The organism is Streptomyces sp. NPDC002580, from assembly GCF_042889485.1.
Taxonomy (GTDB): Bacteria; Actinomycetota; Actinomycetes; order Streptomycetales; family Streptomycetaceae; genus Streptomyces.
On sequence record NZ_JBIAQZ010000012.1, the window covers coordinates 100,006 to 115,690 of the forward strand.

General features: G+C 71.5%; 14 protein-coding genes. 11 read left to right on the forward strand and 3 right to left on the reverse strand.

The window, feature by feature from the left end:
- The first annotated feature begins 56 nt into the window (after positions 1-56).
- Together ACFYW7_RS31950 and pruA are read left to right on the forward strand one after the other, a co-directional pair.
- Positions 57-983: a proline dehydrogenase family protein gene (locus tag ACFYW7_RS31950; protein ID WP_389508764.1), complete on the forward strand. Its 927-nt coding sequence runs from the start codon at positions 57-59 to the stop codon at positions 981-983.
- Between the two features lie 250 nt (positions 984-1,233).
- Positions 1,234-2,865, forward strand: a complete 1,632-nt coding sequence (gene pruA, locus ACFYW7_RS31955) for an L-glutamate gamma-semialdehyde dehydrogenase (RefSeq protein WP_389508766.1) — start codon at positions 1,234-1,236, stop codon at positions 2,863-2,865.
- Between the two features lie 145 nt (positions 2,866-3,010).
- Here the strand turns inward: pruA and ACFYW7_RS31960 are convergent, their stop codons facing one another.
- Entirely contained in the window at positions 3,011-3,898 is an 888-nt protein-coding gene (locus ACFYW7_RS31960) for an alpha/beta fold hydrolase (protein ID WP_389508768.1), read from the reverse strand.
- A gap of 189 nt (positions 3,899-4,087) precedes the next feature.
- Between ACFYW7_RS31960 and ACFYW7_RS31965 the strand changes: the two genes are divergently transcribed.
- Together ACFYW7_RS31965 and ACFYW7_RS31970 are read left to right on the forward strand one after the other, a co-directional pair.
- Entirely contained in the window at positions 4,088-4,630 is a 543-nt protein-coding gene (locus tag ACFYW7_RS31965; protein ID WP_389508770.1) for a GNAT family N-acetyltransferase, read from the forward strand.
- Between the two features lie 299 nt (positions 4,631-4,929).
- Positions 4,930-5,061, forward strand: coding sequence for a hypothetical protein (locus ACFYW7_RS31970; protein WP_355761576.1), 132 nt, complete (start codon positions 4,930-4,932; stop codon positions 5,059-5,061).
- Positions 5,062-5,164: 103 nt separating this feature from the next.
- Here the strand turns inward: ACFYW7_RS31970 and ACFYW7_RS31975 are convergent, their stop codons facing one another.
- A complete protein-coding gene (locus ACFYW7_RS31975) occupies positions 5,165-6,766 on the reverse strand; it encodes a purple acid phosphatase family protein (protein WP_389508772.1) in 1,602 nt (533 codons plus the stop codon).
- A gap of 143 nt (positions 6,767-6,909) precedes the next feature.
- Between ACFYW7_RS31975 and ACFYW7_RS31980 the strand changes: the two genes are divergently transcribed.
- Both ACFYW7_RS31980 and ACFYW7_RS31985 read left to right on the forward strand, forming a co-directional pair.
- Positions 6,910-7,953 carry a 3-isopropylmalate dehydrogenase gene (locus ACFYW7_RS31980; protein WP_389508774.1) on the forward strand — a complete coding sequence of 348 codons (1,044 nt, stop codon included), beginning with the start codon at positions 6,910-6,912 and terminating at the stop codon, positions 7,951-7,953.
- A gap of 266 nt (positions 7,954-8,219) precedes the next feature.
- Positions 8,220-9,308, forward strand: coding sequence for a branched-chain amino acid aminotransferase (locus ACFYW7_RS31985; protein WP_389508776.1), 1,089 nt, complete (start codon positions 8,220-8,222; stop codon positions 9,306-9,308).
- Positions 9,309-9,669: 361 nt separating this feature from the next.
- Here ACFYW7_RS31985 and ACFYW7_RS31990 read toward each other — a convergent pair whose 3' ends face one another.
- Positions 9,670-11,103, reverse strand: coding sequence for a cytosine permease (locus ACFYW7_RS31990; protein ID WP_389508778.1), 1,434 nt, complete (start codon positions 11,101-11,103; stop codon positions 9,670-9,672).
- Between the two features lie 164 nt (positions 11,104-11,267).
- On the opposite strand from ACFYW7_RS31990, the gene ureA reads away from it, so the two are divergent.
- The 5 genes from ureA (at position 11,268) to ACFYW7_RS32015 (ending at position 15,678) form a co-directional block, all read left to right on the forward strand.
- A complete protein-coding gene (gene ureA, locus ACFYW7_RS31995; protein ID WP_389508780.1) occupies positions 11,268-11,972 on the forward strand; it encodes an urease subunit gamma in 705 nt (234 codons plus the stop codon).
- Complete coding sequence (locus ACFYW7_RS32000) at positions 11,969-13,678, forward strand: urease subunit alpha (RefSeq protein ID WP_389508782.1); 1,710 nt, start codon at positions 11,969-11,971, stop codon at positions 13,676-13,678. Before ureA ends, ACFYW7_RS32000 begins: the two co-directional genes overlap by 4 nt.
- Positions 13,679-13,736: 58 nt before the next feature.
- Complete coding sequence (locus ACFYW7_RS32005) at positions 13,737-14,774, forward strand: agmatine/peptidylarginine deiminase (RefSeq protein ID WP_389508784.1); 1,038 nt, start codon at positions 13,737-13,739, stop codon at positions 14,772-14,774.
- Positions 14,775-14,789: 15 nt separating this feature from the next.
- Positions 14,790-15,380 (forward strand): TetR/AcrR family transcriptional regulator, encoded by a 591-nt coding sequence (locus ACFYW7_RS32010; protein ID WP_389508786.1) that lies wholly within the window; start codon positions 14,790-14,792, stop codon positions 15,378-15,380.
- A gap of 139 nt (positions 15,381-15,519) precedes the next feature.
- Positions 15,520-15,678 (forward strand): hypothetical protein, encoded by a 159-nt coding sequence (locus ACFYW7_RS32015; RefSeq protein ID WP_389508788.1) that lies wholly within the window; start codon positions 15,520-15,522, stop codon positions 15,676-15,678.
- Positions 15,679-15,685 lie beyond the last annotated feature (7 nt).

The window sequence follows — 15,685 nt, forward strand, 5'->3', positions numbered from 1 at the left end:
CCGTACCCGAATCGTCGGGACTCGGCCTCCTGCTGGCTTTGTTCTGGAGGTGCCCCGTGCTGGGTCCCGTGATTCTCGCCGCTTCGCGCAGCGACAAGATGCGCCGTCTGATCTCGGCGGCCCCGGTGACCAAGCCGGTCGTCGACCGGTTCATCCCCGGTGAGACCGTCGACCAGGTCGTCCCGATCATCGAGGACCTCACGGGCAAGGGCCTCGAGGTCACGATGGACGTCGTCGGCGAGGACATCACGACGCCCGAGCAGTCCTACGCCGCCCGTGACGCGTACCTGGAGCTGATCGGCCGTCTCGAGGAGCTCGGCCTCGGCACCCGCGCCGAGATGTCGATCAAGCTCTCCATGTTCGGCCAGGCGCTGGAGGGCGGCCACGAGCTGGCCCTCGCCAACGTCCGCCCGGTCGTCGAGGCCGCCGCGGCCATCGGCACCACCGTCACGCTGGACGCCGAGGACCACACCACCCTCGACTCGATGTTCGCCATCCACGAGGAGCTGCGGAAGGACTTCCCGCAGACCGGCTGCGTGATCCAGGCCTACCTGTTCCGCACCGAGGCCGACGCCCGCCGCCTCGCCGGGAGCGGCAGCCGCGTGCGTCTGGTGAAGGGCGCCTACAAGGAGCCCGCCGAGGTCGCGTACCAGCAGAAGGCCGAGACCGACAAGGCGTACGTCCGCATCCTCAAGATCCTCATGGAGGGCGAGGGGTACCCGATGATCGGGTCCCACGACCCGCGCCTCATCTCCATCGCCCAGGAGCTCGCCCGCACGGCCGGGCGCAAACTGGACGAGTACGAGTTCCAGATGCTCTACGGCATCCGCAGCGACGAGCACCTGCGGCTCGCCGCCGAGGGCCACCGCATGCGCGTCTACACCGCGTACGGCACCGACTGGTACGGCTACTTCATGCGGCGCCTCGCGGAGAAGCCGGCCAACCTGCTCTTCTTCGCCCGCTCGATCTTGACCAAGGGCTGATGTGAAGGCGAGCGGCAGCTGTCGGCATCCGGGTGAATCCTGGACAACGGCAGCTACCGCCCATCGGTCGGCTGAGCCGACCTGTTTTCCGAAAAGGAGTTACGGAAAACGTGACTCCGCCCCTGTGGGGGCTTCTCACTCGCACGCCGCGGCGAGCTCATGAAGGTCAAGCCCTGACCGCCACCAAACATACGTATATGGCTTCGGTTTTCCCGGCTGAAGTCAGGGATTCACTCGGAAGAGGTAGCTCATGGACGCCGTGACCCAGGTCCCCACCCCCGTCAACGAGCCGGTGCACGGCTACGCCCCCGGCTCGCCCGAGCGCGCCCGCCTGGAGGCGAAGCTCAAGGAGCTGGCCGAGAACCCGATCGACCTGCCGATGACCATCGGCGGCGAGAAGCGGATGGGCGGCGGCGACCGTTTCGACGTCGTACAGCCGCACAACCACAAGGCGCGCCTCGGCACCTACGCCAACGCCACCCAGGCGGACGCCCAGGACGCCGTGGACGCGGCCCTCGCCGCCGCCCCCGCCTGGCGCGCGATGGCCTTCGACGACCGCGCCGCGATCATCCTGCGCGCCGCCGAGCTGCTGGCCGGCCCCTGGCGCGAGACGCTGGCCGCCTCCACCATGCTCGGCCAGTCGAAGACCGCCCAGCAGGCCGAGATCGACACCCCCTGCGAGCTCGTCGACTTCTGGCGCTTCAACGTCCACTACGCCCGCCAGATCCTCGCCGAGCAGCCGCCGGCGAACTCCCCGGGCGTGTGGAACCGCATGGACCACCGCCCGCTGGAGGGCTTCGTCTACGCGATCACGCCCTTCAACTTCACGGCGATCGCGGGCAACCTGCCCACCGCTCCGGCGCTCATGGGCAACGTCGTCGTGTGGAAGCCGTCCCCGACGCAGACCCACGCCGCCGTGCTGCTGATGGAGCTCCTGGAGGAGGCGGGCCTGCCCAAGGGCGTCATCAACCTCGTCACCGGTGACGGCATCGAGGTCTCCAAGGTCGCCCTGGAGCACCGCGACCTCGCCGGCATCCATTTCACCGGCTCGACCAAGACCTTCCAGTACCTGTGGAAGACGGTCGGCAACAACATCGAGAAGTACCGCGCCTACCCGCGTCTGGTCGGCGAGACCGGCGGCAAGGACTTCGTGGTCGCCCACCCGTCGGCCGACCGCGCGATCCTCAAGACCGCCCTGACCCGGGGCTCCTTCGAGTACCAGGGCCAGAAGTGCTCCGCGTCCTCCCGTGCCTACGTCCCGGCCTCCATCTGGAACTCCGGCTTCAAGGAGGAGTTCGCGGCCGAGGTCGACGGTCTGACCATGGGTGACGTCACCGACCTGTCGAACTTCATCGGCGCGGTCATCGACGAGCGGTCGTTCGCCAAGAACAAGGCGGCCATCGACCGCGCGAAGTCCGACCCGGCCTGCACGATCGTCGCGGGCGGCTCGTACGACGACTCCGTCGGCTACTTCGTGCGCCCGACCGTCGTCGCGTGCTCGGACCCGGAGAACGAGGTCTTCAAGACCGAGTACTTCGGCCCCTTCCTCGCCGTGCACGTCTACGAGGACGACCAGTACGACGAGATGCTGACCCAGATGGAGTCGGCGTCCGACTACGCGCTCACCGGCGCGGTCATCTCCGGCGACCGCGCGGCGGCCGCGTACACGATGGAGAAGCTCCGCTACGCGGCGGGCAACTTCTACATCAACGACAAGTCGACCGGCGCCGTCGTCGGCCAGCAGCCCTTCGGCGGCGGCCGTGCCTCCGGCACCAACGACAAGGCCGGCGCCCCGCAGAACCTGATGCGCTGGACGCTGACCCGCGCCATCAAGGAGACGCTGGTCCCGCCGACCGAGTACGGCTACCCGCACATGGGCTGACAGCCGAACGCGGCGGCCGCCCCCCCCCCGGGGCCGGCCGCCCGTCACCCACTCCGCCCCCGCCTCACGGTCTCCCCCGTCCGTGGAGCGGGGGCGGTTCCAGTTCCACGGTTCCGCGGCGCCCCGCCGTGGGGCGCCCCGCGTCTCACACGTGCCGGCCGAGGAAGTCCCCGATCAGCGCGGCCACCTGGCCCGCGTGCGTCTCCAGGGCGAAGTGGCCCGTGGGGAGCAGATGGATCTCGGCGTCCGGGAGGTCGCGGCGGAAGGCGAGCGCGCCCTCGGGGACGAAGATCTCGTCGCCGCCGCCCCAGACCGCGAGCAGCGGGACCCGGCTGGTGCGGAAGTACTCCTGGAACGCCGGGTAGAGCGCGAAGTTGGAGCCGTAGTCGGAGATCAGGTCGAGCTGGATCTCCGGCTGGCCGGGGCGGGCCATCAGGGCGGTGTCGTGCTCGTAGGCGTCCGGGCTGACCAGCGTCGGGTCCGCCACGCCGGTCAGGTACTGCCACCGGATGCCGTCCGGGCCGCTGATCGCCCGGACCGGCGCCTCCGTCTCGGGTGTGCGCTCGGCGATCAGCGCCAGCACCGGCGCCCAGGCGTCCGCGCCGAGCCCCTCCTCGTACGCGTTGCCGTTCTGCGTGATGATCGCCGTCACCCGCTCGGGGTGGGCGAGCGCGAGGCGCAGGCCGATCGGGGCGCCGTAGTCCTGGATGTAGAGCGCGTACTCCTTGAGGCCGAGCCGCTCGGTGAACTCCTCGGTGATCCCGGCCAGCCGGTCGAAGGAGTACGGGAAGTCACCGGCCGCCGGCGCGTCCGAGCGGCCGAAGCCGAGGTGGTCGGGGGCGATGAGGCGGTAGCGGTCGGCCAGCGGCGGCAGCAGGTCCCGGAACATGTGCGAGCTGCTCGGGAAGCCGTGCAGGAGGAGCAGGACGGGTGCGTCCGCGGGGCCCGCCTCGCGGTAGGCGATCCGGTGACCGCCGACGGTGGTGGTGCGGTGGTGGACCTGCCGGCTGTGGTGGATCGGGCTGCTGCTCATGATCGGATCCCCTAACCCCTGAAAGCTGTTTCGGTGGTGGGAACAGTTCAGCACGGTAGCATCTAACTGGTCAAGGTGCTTTTAAAGGTTAGACCCGGGGGGGATGACCGGGACCCCTTTCGTCGCGGGCCGGCGGGGCGGCGGGGCGGGAGGGGTGGGATTCCCGGCGTGCGTGTGAATACTGGCCGGATGGCCACCCGACTGCGGACCGCCCACACGGCGGACCTCACCCACGCCGAACTCCGCGCCGCCCGCACCCTGTTGGAGGACGCCTTCGACGGTGACTTCCGGGACGAGGACTGGGATCACGGCCTCGGCGGCATGCACGTCCTGATCCATGACGGGCGGGGTCTCGCGGCACACGGCTCGGTGATCCAGCGACGTGTCCTGCACCGCGGTCGCTCGTTGCGCGTCGGCTACGTGGAGGCGGTCGGCGTCCGCGCGGACGTGCGGCGCACCGGGCTGGGCGGGCGGGTGATGGCCGAGCTGGAACGCCTCATCGAGAGCGCCTACGGTCTCGGCGCGCTCTCCGCGAGCGAGGACGGGGCCGCCCTGTACGCGGCCCGGGGCTGGCGGCTCTGGCCGGGCCGCGTCTGCGTCCACGCCCCGGGCGGTGTGGTCCGTCTCCCCGAGGAGGAGGGCATCACGTTCGTCCGCCCCGGGGTGGCGGCGGGGCCCCTCGACCCGGCGTACGAGCTGGTCTTCGACTGGCGGGACGGTGACGTGCTCTGACCCGGAAGGGCCCGGAGTGCGAGCGGGCCGCGGAGCGTCGTCGCAGGTCGGAGCGGTGTGACGCGATCCGCCGTCTCAGATAGTAGGAAGTCCGAGTAATTGTGGAGACAGATGCCCGGTCCTCGCCTAGCTTGGTAGGAGCCGAACGTCTCGCTCGACCAAGCGAATGGCGGTCGTGAGCCGGAGCCCTTGGCAGGCAACCCCTGCGGCACCGCTCCCCGCCCCTTCCGGCGTCTCGTAAATCCCCACCGCACTTCCGGTCGCCCGCGTGGCCGCCGGAGGCAAGGAGTCGATTCATCATGGCCGAGACGACCGTCCGCCGAGTCCGTCACCTCTCCCGTACGAGCAGCGAGTCCGACCGCAAGAACGCCGCCGCTGCGCTCCAGCGTGCCCTCGACCGCAGGGACAACGGCGGCGAGACGGGCCACTGAGGCCCGCCGCCCCGACAGACGGGAGCCGCGCCCGCGGGGTGCGGCGCGGGGTCACGCCCCGCGCCGCGCCTCGACGTGCCGGCCGCCTGCCGTTCCCCGGTGTTCAGGTTCCGCGCCGCACCTCGAAGTGGTCGATGCGCTCGCCGCTCTGGGCCAGCGCCGACACCATGAGCCGCGGTGCGGGACCCGTCTCCGCCTCGACCGAGAGGAAGGAGAAGCCGGTGTACCGCACCCGTGACCACTCCACCGTGTCCGCCTTCTGCCGTTGCGACTTCGTCCAGTGGAAGGTCTCGACGGACTCGCGGTGGGTGACCTTCCCCTCGAAGCTGTCCTTCACCCCGCTGGGGAACCGGTAGAGGCTCTTGCCGGCCCCGCCCGCCGTGACGTACACGATCCCGTCCCGGGTCGGGTCGGTCGAGGCGCCCACCGGCACCTGCCTGCCCACCGCGCCGCCCCTGATGGCGTCGGTGCGCTCGTACACGTGGTTGTGTCCGTTGATCACCAGGTCCACCTGGTGCTTGGCGAACAGCGGCCCCCAGGCGTCGCGCACCCCGCCGTCGGAGGCGTGCGTCGACGTCGAGTAGGCGCAGTGGTGGAAGAAGACGACGACGAAGTCGACCTGCCCGCGCAGCTCCCCGAGCCGCCTGTCGAGCCAGGCGGTCTGCCTGCCGCCCGAGTAGCCCTTGTTGGCCGGGATCTCGTACGACACGTCGTTGGCGTCCAGCGCGACGATTCCGACGTTGCCGTAGGTGAACGAGTAGACGCCCGGGGCCTTCCCCGCGTCGAAGCCGTTGTCCGGCAGCGACCAGCGCGCGGACTGGCCGCCGTAGCCGTTCGGCGAGTACCACGCCTCCATGTCGTGGTTGCCGGTCGTCACCATCCACGGCACCGACTTCGCGACCGTCTCGGTCTGCTTGAGGAACAGGTCCCAGGCGCCGGGGTCGTAGATGTCCGACTCCTCGCCGTGCCCGGTCCCGTCCGCGTAGCAGATGTCGCCCGCGTGCAGATGGAAGGCCGGGCGGCGGGCGAGGAGCACCTTGTCGTTGGCGAGAGCGTCGGGCGTGACGCCCTGGTCGCCGAAGGCGGTGAACACGAACTTCTCCGGGTGTGCGGGCGCCGTACGGAAATGGCCGATCGTGGAGTGCCGCTCCTTGGACGCCGGGTCGAAGCCCTCGTGGCCGACGCCGTAGTAGTACGTCGTCCCGGGGCGCAGCCGGTCGAGCGCCGCGTGCAGGTAGTACTGGTCCATCGCCATCCGCTGTCCGGCGAGTCCCGGTGTGTGCAGGTCGCGGACCTCGGCCTCGATCCTGCGGCTCAGGGACCAGGGCGTCAGGCCCACCCGGACGTACGGCTTCCTGACGGCGGACGGCACCTGCCAGGAGATCCGCATCCGGGTCTTCGGGTCCGTGCCGAAGGCGAGGTGGCGGCCGAACGGAGTGACGGCGGAGCCGGGCACCCGGCTGGTGGCCGGCCGGGGTGAGGAGCCCGCCGTCGTCCGTGCGGGGGCCGTCGTGCCCGAGGCGCAGCCGGCCAGCATCCCGCCGCCCGCGAACGCGCTCGCGGCCACGAGCGCGCGGCGCCGGGTGAGCTTCGTCCGCAGGTACTCGTACTGCTCGGCCATGCTCAGGTCGCGGGCGAGCTCGCGGGGGATGCCCACGTCGGGGACGGGGAGCCCGGGGGGAGTCCCCCTGGAGGGAGCGGTCATGTCTGGGAAGTTCCCAGCCCGCACCAACGGCCGTCGTACATACGGGTGAACACAGGGCGAAGGATAGGCGCGCCACGCCACCACCCTGTCCGTATGGCGGACATCGCGTGTCATCCCATGGGACAACGGAGTACGGTGCCGTCATGTCTCGCAGCATCGATCTCGCAGTGATCCCCGGTGACGGCATCGGCCAGGAAGTCGTGGCCCAGGGACTCAAAGTCCTCTCCGCCGTCCTTCCGCAGGACGTGAAGCTGGAGACCGAGGAGTTCGACTTCGGCGCCCGGCGCTACCACGCCACCGGTGAGACCCTCACCGACGCCGACCTCGCCGCCCTGAAGCCGCACGACGCCATCCTGCTCGGCGCGATCGGCGACCCCTCGGTCCCGTCCGGCGTGCTGGAGCGCGGCTTCCTGCTCAAGCTCCGCTTCGCCTTCGACCACCACGTCAACCTGCGTCCCTCGAAGCTCCTCCCGGGTGTCGAGACCCCGCTCGCGGGTCAGCCCGAGATCGACTTCGTCGTGGTCCGCGAAGGGACCGAGGGGCCGTACACCGGCAACGGCGGCACCATCCGCAAGGGCACCCCGCACGAGGTCGCCACCGAGGTCTCCGTCAACACGGCGTTCGGTGTCGAGCGGGTCGTGCGTGACGCCTTCGCCCGTGCGCAGGCCCGCCCGCGCAAGAAGCTGACGCTGGTCCACAAGAACAACGTGCTGACCTTCGCGGGCCACCTGTGGACGAACGTCTTCAACAAGGTGGCCGAGGAGTTCCCCGAGGTCACCACCGACTACATCCACGTGGACGCCGCGACGATCTACCTCGTCACGGACCCCGCGCGCTTCGACGTGATCGTCACCGACAACCTCTTCGGCGACATCATCACCGACCTCGCCGCGGCCGTCTCCGGCGGCATCGGTGTCGCCGCCTCCGGCAACATCAACCCCACCGGCGAGTTCCCCTCGATGTTCGAGCCCGTGCACGGCTCGGCGCCCGACATCGCGGGCCAGGGCAAGGCCGACCCCAGCGCCACCGTCCTGTCCGTCGCCCTCATGCTGCGTCACCTCGGCTACGAGGCCGAGGCCGCCCGCATCGAGGACGCGGTCGCCGCGGATCTCGCCGAGCGGGTCGGCAGGCCCGCCCGCAGCACCGAGGAAATCGGCGACGCGCTGGCCCTGCGAGTAGCCGGCTGACCCGCCGCACCGCCTACGTTCCGTAGCAGCCGCCGGGTCGCATCCGCACCCGGCGGCTTTGCTATGCCCTCGCCGGGTGCCACCATCAGTCCCTGGGCAGTTCCCCCGGGCCGTATTGACACCGTTTCGTCCACGGTCCTCCGCGCGCGATAATCGAACGTGGAGCCGCGGAATGAGGGAATGCTCGGACGTCCTATCACTGGCCACTGGCGGTGCGGGCGTGAGCGCGGCCCGTCACACACAACCGGTGAAGGACAAAACCACTCATGACGCAGCCCACGATCGAACTCAAGCCCTCCGCCAGCCCGCTCTCCGCCGCCGAGCGCGAGGCGATCCTGGTCAACCCCGGGTTCGGCCGCCACTTCACCGATCACATGGTGACCATCAAGTGGACGGAGGGCCGCGGCTGGCACGACGGCCAGCTCGTTCCCTACGGACCGCTCTCCCTCGACCCGGCGAACATGACCCTGCACTACGCGCAGGAGATCTTCGAGGGGCTCAAGGCCTACCGGCAGCCCGACGGCACCGTCGCCACCTTCCGGCCCGACAAGAACGCCAAGCGCTTCCAGGCCTCCGCCCGCCGTCTCGGCATGCCGGAGCTCCCGGTGGAGACCTTCGTCGCGGCCTGTGACGCGCTGGTCCGGCAGGACCGCGACTGGGTTCCGGCGCACGGTGGCGAGGAGTCCCTGTACCTGCGCCCCTTCATGATCGCGACCGAGGTCGGCCTGGGTGTGAAGCCCGCCAACGAGTACCTCTTCCTCGTCATCGCCTCGCCCGCCGGCGCCTACTTCGCGGGTGGCGTGAAGCCGGTGTCGATCTGGCTCTCCGAGGACCGCGTCCGCGCCGTTCCCGGCGGCATGGGCGACGCGAAGACGGGCGGCAACTACGCCGCCTCGCTCCTCGCCCAGAAGGAGGCCGCGGCCAAGGGCTGCGACCAGGTCTGCTACCTCGACGCGGTCGAGCACAAGTGGATCGAGGAACTCGGCGGCATGAACCTGTACTTCGTGTACGGCGACCGGATCGTCACCCCCTCCCTCACCGGCTCCATCCTGGAGGGCGTCACCCGTGACTCCCTGCTGACCGTCGCCCGGGACCTCGGCTACACCGCCGAGGAGGGCCGCGTCTCCATCGACCAGTGGCAGACGGACGCCGAGAACGGCACCCTGACCGAGGTCTTCGCCTGCGGCACCGCCGCCGTCATCACCCCCGTCGGCACGGTCAAGCGCGCCGGTACCGAGTGGAAGCAGTCCGGCGGCGAGCCCGGCAAGGTCACCCTCCGGCTCCGCGAGGCCCTGCTCGACATCCAGCGCGGCATCAGCGAGGACCAGCACGGCTGGATGCACCCGCTGGGCTGACCCCCGCGGCTCACTCCGGTCCCCGTGTCCCGACAGGGTCGCGGGGACCGGCTGTTCGTGCGACGCGCAGGGCCCGGGCGGCAGGGGTGTTCCCCACAGTCCACGGGGGAGCGTGTCCTGCGGTGCGCCCGCACGGCCACGGAGGGAGCGCGCAGTCGAGCGCGAGGTCGCCGCTGGCACGGCCGGGCCGGCTGCTGCGCACCCCGCGCACCCCGCGCCGTCCGCAGAGCCCCACGGTCCTCGGCCTGCTCGCCGCGGCCGCCGCGCCGCTGCTCTGGAGCACCTCGTCCAGGCCCGCGACCCGGAGCTGGTGCGCCCCTTCTTCGCCGAGTACGACGAGCGCGCCACCTGGTTCGGCGGTCTAAAGCCGGCTTTCGGCGCGAGCCGGCTCCTGCCCGGTCTTGACGCGGGGTGACGCCTGCTTCGCCGTGAGCGCCAGGTGGGCGAGGCCGCCGACCAGGCCGGACAGGAGGAAGCTGCAGTCCACCCCGCCGGTCAGGGACAGCAGCGGTCCCTCGTACGAGGGCAGTGACACGGCCAGCAGGCCGACGACGGCGCCCAGGGCCCAGGAGACCGTCGCCCGGACGTTCCAGCCGGCCCGGTACCAGTAGACGCCGCCGCGGGAGCGGCGGTTGAAGACCTGGAGGGCGTCCGGGTCGTAGACCCCGCGGCAGCGCACGAAGCCGATCAGGGTGATGACGGCCCACGGGGTGCCGATCGCGGTCAGCAGCAGCACGAAGGACGTCATCGCGGACTGGGCGTTCCAGGCGTAGTGGCCGACGAACACGCAGAGCATGGCGACGACGGCGACCGCGCAGGTGGCGCGGGCGCGCGAGGCGCGGGGCAGGATCGCGTCGAGGTCGAGGCCCATGGAGTAGAGCATCAGACCGGCGTTGCCCACCGAGCCGGCCGAGGCGGCCAGCAGCAGCGGGACCAGGTACCAGCCGGGGGAGGCGGACACCAGCGGGCCCGCGTAGTCGAGGGCCGCGCGGGCCCCGTACGCCGTGAAGGTGCCGAAGAGCTGGGGGACCAGGAGACCGGCGATCAGGCCCAGCCAGGTGCCGTGCAGGACCGTGCGGGAGGAGTGGCGCTCGGGGGATATGTAGCGCGTGTAGTCGCCGAGCAGGGTGATGAACGCGATCGGTCCCGACAGGCCCGCCGCCACCGCCGCGAGCAGCCACGTGGGCCAGAACGAGCCGAGCAGATAGCCGCCGGCCTCCGGGAGCGCCGCGGTGGTGAAGTGCGGGGCGTACGCGATCACGCCGGCCACCAGCAGGGCCGACATGCCGAACACGAGGGCGCGGGACATCGCGAGCAGGACGCGGTAGCCGTAGACGGCGCCCGCGACGGTGGCGGCGGCCAGCACGGTGTACACCACGGCGTACGCCGGACCGCTCGCCTCCAGACCGAACAGGCGGCCGAGGACACCCACCATCACGTCGCCGCCGATCCACACGGTCAGCGCGGTGTAGCCGAGGGCGAGGAGCAGGCCGACGACCGAGCCGACCAGCCGTCCCCGTACGCCGAACTGCGCGCCGGAGGAGGTGGAGAGGTTCGTGCCGGTCCGCAGCGAGACCAGGGCCAGCGGCGCGGTGAGCGCGGTGCCGACGACCGTGCCTGCCACGATCGAGCTGACGGAGGACCACCAGTCGAGTCCGAACGAGGGTGGCAGCCAGCCGAAGACGATCACCCCGAGACAGAGGTTGGAGCCGAGCAGGATCGACACGAGGTCGCGCGGCCCGCTGGTGCGTTCCTCGTCGGGGATGGTGTCGACTCCGCGCTGTTCGATCGGCATGGCTGGTCTCCTTTGACGGCCGCCTGGCGTGGTGCGATGAGCACCAAGAGTTAGAGCGACGTTCAATGTGACGCCTCCGGTGCTCACCCGTCAATGATTCCCTTCCATGGATCTGACGTTTAGAGTGGTGCTCTAAATGGAGGAAGGCGAGGAGGTGTCGTGGCGTGAGACTGACCCCCACCGAACGTGACCGACTGCTGCTGTTCTCGGCCGCGGAGCTGGCCCGGGCCCGCAGGGCGCGCGGACTGCGGCTCAACGTGCCCGAGGCCACCGCCCTGATCGCGGACACCGTCTGCGAGACGGCCCGCGACGGCGGACGGCTGGCCGAGGCCGTCGAGGCCGCCCGGTCCGTCCTCGGCCCGGACGACGTGCTGCCCGGCGTCGCGGACATCGTCACCGAGGTGCACGTCGAGGCCGTCTTCGACGACGGCTCCCGGCTCGCGGTCGTCTCCGACCCCATCGGCGGCGGACTCGGCGACCAGGCCCCCGGCGCGCTCCTGCCGGGGTCCGCGCACACCGAGCCCGCGCCGGTCCTGCGGCTGACGGTCACCAACACCGCCACCGTCCCCGTCTCCGTCACCTCCCACTTCCACTTCTTCGAGGCCAACCCGCGGCTCGACTTCGACCGGGCCGCCGTCTACGGGATGCGGCTCGCCGTGCCCGCGGGGTCCTCCGTCCGCTTCGGCCCCGGCGAGAGCGCCGAGGTCGGATTCGTGGCGATCGGCGGGGAGCGGATCGCGATCGGCTTCGCCGGTCTGGTCGACGGGCCGCTGGACGCGCCCGGAGCCAAGGAGGAGGCCCTGCGCAGGGCCGCCGCCTGCGGATATCTCGGCGTACCGGACACCCGTGACAAGGAGGCCGGCCGATGAGCCGCCCCGGAGGCCACCCCGCGGAGCCCCGCCGCCTCACCCCGCACGAGTACGCCGCCACCCACGGCCCCCGGGCCGGCGACCGGGTCCGGCTCGGCGACTCCGGGCTGACCGTCCGCGTCGAGTCCGACTCCCAGCGGCCCGGCGACGAGTTCCTCGCCGGATTCGGCAAGACCGCCCGCGACGGACTGCACCTCAAGGCCGCCGCGGTCCGGGACACCTGCGACGTCGTCGTCAGCAACGTGGTGGTGATCGACGCCGTCCAGGGCGTCCGCAAGGTGTCCATCGGCATCCGCGAGGGCCGCATCCACGCCATCGGCCGGGCCGGCAACTCCGACACCCTCGACGGCGTCGACGTCGTGGTCGGCACCGGCACGTCCATCGTCTCCGGCGAGGGGCTCATCGCCACCGCCGGAGCCGTCGACACCCACGTCCACCTGCTGTCGCCGCGCATCATGGAGGCCTCGCTCGCCTCCGGCGTCACCACGATCATCGGCCAGGAGTTCGGGCCGGTGTGGGGCGTCGGCGTCAACTCGCCCTGGGCACTGCGTCACGCGTTCGGCGCCTTCGACGCCTGGCCGGTCAACATCGGGTTCCTGGGCCGGGGTTCGTCCTCCGACGGCGCCCCGCTGGTCGAGGCGCTCGCCGAGGGCGGTGCGAGCGGCTTCAAGGTCCACGAGGACATGGGCGCCCACACCAGGGCCCTGGACACGGCCCTGCGCGTCGCCGAGGAGCACGACGTCCAAGTGGCCCTGCACAGCGACGGCTTGAACGAGTGCCTGTCGGTCGAGGACACCCTCCGGGTGCTCGAAGGACGCACCATCCACGCCTTCCACATCGAGGGCTGCGGCGGCGGCCACGTCCCCAACGTGCTGAAGATGGCGGGCGTCCCGAACGTCATCGGCTCGTCCACCAACCCGACCCTGCCCTTCGGCCGGGACGCCGTCGCCGAGCACTACGGCATGATCGTCTCCGTCCACGACCTGAAGACCGACCTGCCCGGCGACGCCGCCATGGCCCGCGACCGCATCCGCGCCGGGACCATGGGCGCCGAGGACGTCCTGCACGACCTGGGCGCCATCGGCATCACCTCCTCCGACGCCCAGGGCATGGGCCGGGCCGGCGAGACCGTGCGCCGCACCTTCGCCATGGCCGGCAAGATGAAGGCCCAGTTCGGCGCCCCGGAGGACCACGACAACGAACGCGTCCTGCGCTACATGGCCAAACTGACCATCAACCCGGCCATCGCGCACGGCCTTTCGCACGAGGTCGGCTCCATCGAGGTGGGCAAGCTCGCCGACATCGTGCTGTGGCGCCCCGAGTACTTCGGCGCCAAACCGCAGCTCGTCCTGAAGGCGGGCTTCCCGGCCTACGGAGTCGTCGGCGACCCCAACGCCGCCACCGACACCTGCGAACCCCTCGTCCTCGGACCGCAGTTCGGCGCGCACGGCGCGACCCCCGCCGAGATCTCGGTCGCCTTCGTGGCCCAGGCGGCGCTCGACCAGGGCAACGACACCATGCCGACCCGCCGACGGCGCGTGGCCGTTCGCGGAACCCGCGGCATCGGCCCCGCAGACCTGCGCCTCAACTCCCGTACCGGAGCGGTCGACGTGGACGGGCGCACCGGCCTGGTCACCCTCGACGGCGCCCCGTTGCGCTCCGATCCCGCCGACTCGGTCTCCCTCAACCGCCTGTACTTCCTGTGATCGCCCCCAGCCCGTGATCGACCCGTCCCGTAGTCGCCAGAACCTCTAAGGATCACCCATGTCTGCTGCCGCCGACGGCTTCCGCATGCCCGCCGAGTGGACCCCGCACGAGCGCACCTGGATGGCGTGGCCGGGCCCCAACCCCACCTTCGAGGACCCGGACGACCTCGCCGCGGCCCGTACGGCCTGGGCCGCGGTGGCCCGCGCCGTCCGCCGCTTCGAGCCGGTCACCGTCGTGTGCGGCCCCGGTCGGTCCGCGTCGGCCGCCGAACTCCTCGGCCCCGGCGTCGACCTCGTCGAGCGGGAACTCGACGACGCCTGGATGCGCGACACAGGCCCCACCTTCCTCACCAACGGTCAGGGCGAACTGGCCGCCGTGGACTGGACGTTCAACGGCTGGGGCGCGCAGGACTGGGCTCGCTGGGAGCACGACTCCACGATCGGCGCCGAGGTCGCGGGCCTGGCGGGCGCGAGGACGTACGCCTCCCGGCTGGTCAACGAGGGCGGCGCGATCCACGTCGACGGCGAGGGCACCGTGCTGCTCACCGAGACCGTGCAGCTCGGCCCGGAGCGCAACCCCGGCTGGACCCGTGAGCAGGTCGAGGCGGAGATCCACGCCCAACTCGGCACCGAGAAGGCGATCTGGCTGCCGCGCGGCCTGACCGGCGACTACCCCCCGCACGGCTTCGGCACCCTCGGCCACGTCGACATCGTCGCCGCCTTCGCCCGGCCCGGCGTGATCGTCGCCCACTCCCAGCCGGACCCCGCGCACCCCGACCACGAGGTGAGCCGGGAGATCGTCGGGCTGCTCAGGGCCCAGACCGACGCGCGCGGCCGCGCCATCGAGGTCGTCGAGGTCCCCGCCCCGACCGTCCTGGAGGCCGACGGCCACTGGGCCGACTACTCCTACATCAACCACTACCTCTGCAACGACGGCGTCGTCCTGTGCGGTTTCGACGACCCGCGCGACGAGACCGCGGCCGACATCTTCCGCCGGCTCTTCCCCGAGCGGACCGTGACCCTGGTGGACGCACGTACGATCTTCGCGGGCGGCGGTGGCATCCACTGCATAACCCAGCAGCAGCCGAGGGTCTGAGAACGGGAGTCAGGGATGGCCGGTGCGCGGAAGAACGCGCCACCGCGCGAGGAGGTCCTCGCCGTCGCCATGGAGATGATCGCCGAGCGCGGTCTGGAGAAGCTCACCATGGCGGCCCTCGGCCGTGAGGTCGGCATGAGCAGCGGCCACCTCCTCTACTACTTCCGCTCCAAGGACGAGCTGCTGCTGCGCACCCTGGAGTGGAGCGAGGGGCGCCTCGGCGCCGAACGCGGCAGGCTGCTCGCCGCGCGCGGGACCGCCCGCGAGCGCCTCGACGCCTTCGTCGACCTGTACGTCCCCGACGGCCACCGGGACCCGCACTGGACGCTCTGGCTGGAGGTCTGGAACCGCTCGCAGAACGCGGACGACGAGGCACGCGAACGGCAGGTGGCCATCGAGGGCGCCTGGCACCGGGACCTCGTCGCGCTGCTCGCCGAGGGGGTCTCGCGCGGCGAGTTCCGCGCCCTGGACCCGGACCGCTTCGGGGCCCGGCTGCGCGCGCTGCTCGACGGCTTCTCCATCCATGTGGCGATCGGCCTGCGAGGCACCGGCCGCGAGCAGGTCCTTTCCCACGTAAGGGAGTTCCTGGACGAGACACTGGGCTGACCGGCGTTCGCGGACGGTCGATCGGCCCTCGCGGTCGTACGTGAACGGTCGCATCGACCCGGGGCGCGCGGTGCGGTCGCATCCAGGTGCGCCGCCGGTGCGGGACCGGGGGCCGACACCGCTCGGCGGGGGGAACGGGATGAGATCGCCGTCGTGGGGCGCCGTCGCCCCGGCCGCCGCCGTCACCCTCACCTGCGCGCCCGCCCACGCCGTCTCGGCCGGGACCGCCCACGCCGGGCCGGCCGGGATCGCGCGGGTCGGCACGGACTCCGGGGGAGGCCGGCTCGCGGGCGCGTAGTACGGCG